The sequence below is a fragment of the Streptomyces alkaliphilus genome (assembly GCF_014141535.1).
Taxonomy (GTDB): domain Bacteria; phylum Actinomycetota; class Actinomycetes; order Streptomycetales; family Streptomycetaceae; genus Streptomyces; species Streptomyces alkaliphilus.
Genome location: NZ_VKHT01000440.1, coordinates 1 through 4,156 on the forward strand (window position 1 = coordinate 1; position 4,156 = coordinate 4,156).

3 protein-coding genes are annotated in these 4,156 nt (G+C 68.9%); all 3 read left to right on the forward strand.

What is annotated here, in order from left to right:
• The first annotated feature begins 421 nt into the window (after positions 1-421).
• The 3 genes from FNQ90_RS14545 to FNQ90_RS14555 all read left to right on the forward strand — a co-directional run bounded on the left by FNQ90_RS14545 (position 422) and on the right by FNQ90_RS14555 (position 4,155).
• Positions 422-760: a carboxypeptidase-like regulatory domain-containing protein gene (locus tag FNQ90_RS14545; RefSeq protein ID WP_182606771.1), complete on the forward strand. Its 339-nt coding sequence runs from the start codon at positions 422-424 to the stop codon at positions 758-760.
• Positions 761-895: 135 nt separating this feature from the next.
• Positions 896-2,524, forward strand: coding sequence for an ABC transporter substrate-binding protein (locus tag FNQ90_RS14550; RefSeq protein WP_182606772.1), 1,629 nt, complete (start codon positions 896-898; stop codon positions 2,522-2,524).
• A 209-nt stretch (positions 2,525-2,733) separates the two neighbouring features.
• The gene (locus FNQ90_RS14555; protein ID WP_182606773.1) at positions 2,734-4,155 is read left to right on the forward strand and encodes an ATP-binding protein; all 1,422 of its coding nucleotides are present in this window, start codon (positions 2,734-2,736) and stop codon (positions 4,153-4,155) included.
• The last annotated feature ends 1 nt before the right edge of the window (position 4,156 follow it).

Below are 4,156 nucleotides of genomic sequence, written 5' to 3' on the forward strand. Positions count from 1 at the left end.
CCACGAATCCGCCCGTCTCCTCCTGTCCACCGGACCCCGGGGCGATTCCGACGATCCTCCTTGGGGCATTCATGTTCTTCCCGGGATCTCCTCCAATCCTCCCCGGGGTTCCGGAGTCCGGCATTCCGGGCGAAGCCGTCGCGCCGTGGCCCCGGATGCCCCGACCGGGGGTCGGAGTATCCGTCCACCCCCGTTGGAGGGAAATGAGACGTGTCTCCCTCTGGTCGGACACAACCATTCGGGCCACCCTGGTGTCCTTGATAACGAGATGGCAACGCCCGGAGGGGGGAAACGGGATCCCCATGGGCAGGAGAGACATCGACCACATTCCACGACCGCCCCGGACAACGCGGGAGATGCCACGGGATACCCGCCGGTCCCCCGATCGACTGTGATGTCCGCCTCATCGAGGAGCCACGACGTGACGGATTCCCTCACCTCCGACTTCGCCCCGGACCCCGCCGAACCCCCGGACCCGCACCTCATCAGCGGGGTCGTCCGGGACTCCTTCGGGGTCGCCCTGCCCCGTGCCGTGGTGACCCTGGCGGCCGACGGCGGCAACGGCCGCCAGCTCACCAGGACCCGTAGTTCGGCGGACGGCGCCTTCAGCATCCGCGCCCCGCAGGGGGGCGAGTACCTGCTCGCGGTCTTCTCCCCGCAGCTCGGTGGGGAGAGCGTCCTGGTGACGCTGGACGGTCGTCCGGTCACCGTGGAGTTCCGGATCGAGGTCCCCGGTGTGGACGGTGCCGTAGCGGACTGATCACGTCGCGAGTTGTGGCCGGTCCGTTGTCTCCCCGCCGGTGCGACCTACATGCGCCTATGGTTGGCTGAGCGCGCGAGAAGTCTGTGGCTCGCGATGGATCCGAATGAGAAAGGCGCGGCGGTAGTGCGAGCGATGGGGGCTAAAGGGGGCATAGGCATCGGCCTGGCCGTGCTGTTGGTGGTCGGTGCCGTCGGCGGATGGCTGTTGTTCGCCTCCGGTGACGACCGGCAGGACCCGATCGTGGTGGGTGTGACGGACCGGGCGGATTCCCTGGATCCGGCCTACAGCTACGCCGCGGGATCCTGGGACCTCTACAGCAACGTGTTCCAGAGCCTGCTCACCCTGAGAGCCGGTTCCGACACCCCGGTGCCCGACGCGGCGGAGAGCTGCGAGTTCACCGACAACGCCTTCCAGGTGTACCGCTGCACGCTGAGGGACGGCCTGACCTTCAGCTCCGGCCGCGAGGTCACCGCGGAGGACGTGAAGTTCTCCGTCGACCGCATCCACGCGATGGTGCGGCGTGCCGCCGAGGAGCGGGAGGACGACAGCATCCCGGAGGAGGAGAAGTTCGTCTACACCGGCCCGGGCAGCCTCGTCAACGGCATCGAGGCCGTGCGGGTGGACGGACGGGACGTCATCTTCGAGCTCGGTGAGCCCGACGTGACCTTCCCCTACATCCTGGCCGGTGGCGCCCTCTCCATCGTGGACCGCGAGGAGTACGAGCTGGACACCCCGCGTGACGACGGCAAGGCCGTCGGCTCGGGCGTCTACACCCTCGAGGAGTTCCGTCCGGTCGACGACGAGAGCGGTGAGGCCGGCCTCGCCGTCCTCCAGCCGAACCCGAACTACAAGGGCACCAAGGACGTCTCCGCCTACCCGGTGACCCTGCGCTACTACACCGGTCCGGACACCCTCCAGGAGGCATGGGACGCCAGGGAGATCGACGTCGTCGCCGGGCAGCTGAACCCCGAGGACATCGTCGCCATCGACCAGCACGACCAGGAGATCCGCTACGCGGAGATCACGGGTTCGGCGATCCGCATGCTGATCAACTCCGGCCAGGGTGACTCCCCCTCCGCCGAGGCCCCGATCCGTCGGGCGGTGGCCACCCTCATCGACCGCGAGGCCATCGCCCGCCAGGTTCGACTGCACACCGTGGAGTCCGCCTACTCGCTCATCCCGGTCGGCATCATCGGCCACGGCACCCCGTACTACGACCTGTACGGCCAGATGACCCCCGCCGACGTGCGGGAGGAGCTGGAGAACGAGGGCTACACCCTCCCGATCGACCTGAGCCTCGGCTTCGCCGGTCAGGTGCACGCGGAGGAGGTCGCCTTCATCGCGGAGACCCTCGAGGCCGACGGCGTCTTCGACATAGAGATCACCGAGTTCCCCACGGTCGGTGCGGTCCTCGAGGCCGCGGGAGCGAACGAGGTCGACTCCTACTTCGTCGGCTGGAACCCCGACTTCGCCGACCCGGACACCTACACCTCCGCTCTGCTCATGGAGGACTCGGTGCTGGGCCACGGCTGGGGCACCCCGGAGATCAACGAACTGATCGCCGAGACCCGTGGGCAGCCGCAGCGGGCCAACACCATCGACACCTTCCGCGAGATCCACGAACTCGCGGCCGAGGACGCGGTGGTCGTCCCGATCTGGCAGAACCGCAACTTCACGATGAGCCTGCGCGAGATCACCGGCATCCAGCAGCTCCGTGACGCGGGCGGTGTCTTCCGCCTGTGGGAGCTGGGCCGGATCTGATCCGACCGCGTCACCCGCGCGCCGAACACCCGGGCCCGGTCCCGGCGGAACCCCTCCGCCGGGACCGGGCCGTTTCGTCCCCCGGAGCCACATGGAGAAAAGACTCGCACGGATGTGTGTATCGTCTGCGATACACACATTTTTGTTAGTCTCCTGATGGTGAGTTTTCCGACCGGAGGAGTCGGATGAGTCGGATGAGGAGGAGAGCCGTGGACCGGTTCATCGGGCGTGATGAAGAACTGGGCCGTCTGACCCGTCTCCTGCGGAGGGTCGAGGATGGCGGACGGAGCGGACGCCCCGGCACGGCGGTGCTCATGAGAGGTCGCCGACGGGTGGGGAAGTCCCGCCTGGTCGAGGAGTTCATCGAACGGAACCACGTTCCCTCGCTCTTCTTCACCGCGTCGGCGCAGACCTCCCCCGCCGCCGACCTGGACCTCTTCACCGAGGCACTGACGTCCTGTGACCTCCCCGGCGCCGCGGATCTCGGCGCGCAATCCCCCCGTACGTGGGACGCCGCTCTGCGTTTGCTCGCCACGGTCCTCCCCCGGGACCGGCCGTCGGTGGTCGTCCTGGACGAGATGCCCTATCTGATCGCCAACGACCCGGGCTTCGAGGGCACCCTGCAAAAGCTCTTCGACCGGGAGTTCTCCCGCCTCCCGGTGCTGCTGGTGTGCGTGGGCTCGGACCTGGCGATGATGGAGCGACTCAACGACTACGACCGTCCCTTCCACCAACGGGGCACGGAGATGGTGATCCCGCCGCTCAACCCGGCCGATGTGGCCGCGATACTGCGCCTGCCCCCGGCGGACGCGCTGGACGCGCATCTCGTTTCGGGCGGTCTGCCGATGGTGCTGGAGGAATGGCCCGCCGGGGTCACCGTCCGCGACCACCTCGCGGACGCCCTCCTCGACCCGACCTCCGCCCTCATCGTCAGTGGCGAACGCTCCCTGGCGGCCGAGTTTCCCGTGGAGGCCCGGGCCCGGGAGGTACTGGGGGCCATCGGGAGTGGTGAGCGCACCCACGGCACGATCACCCGGGCCACCGGCGGGATGAACGCCACCAGCTTGGGCCGGGCTCTTCGGCTGCTCATCGACAAGCGGATGGTCGAGGCCGCGCTCCCCCTGTCCACCGCCCCCTCCAGGGAGACCCGGTATCACGTCACCGATCCCCACCTGCGATTCTGGCTCGCCTTCATCGGGCCCCACATGTCGGAGATCGAACGGGGGAGAGGCGACCTCACCGTCGAACGGGTGCGCCGATCCTGGACCACGTGGCGGGGAAGGGCGGTGGAGCCGGTGATCCGTGAGGCGTTGTTCCGCATGCGGGAGGGCGGTCTCCCGGCGGAGACGGGGGCCGTCGGGGGGTACTGGACCCGCACCAACGACCCGGAGATCGACATCGTGGCCGCCGACCGGGGACCGGTGGCGCGCCGCCTCACCGCCGTGGGATCGATCAAGTGGTTGGAGAACCGCCCCTTCGACGGCCGGGACCTCGCCCGGCTGATCGTCCACCGCTCGCGATTGCCCGGCGCGGACGAGGACACCCCTCTGTACGCGGTGGCCCGGGCCGGGGTCACGGTGGAGGGCGTCACCGCACTCGGGCCCGACGACCTGCTCACCGCCTGGCGATGAG

What these genes read in the sequence shown, in the direction of transcription:
- FNQ90_RS14550 (WP_182606772.1), top strand. Translation starts at nt 896, where the DNA reads ATGGGGGCTAAAGGGGGCATAGGCATCGGCCTGGCCGTGCTGTTGGTG.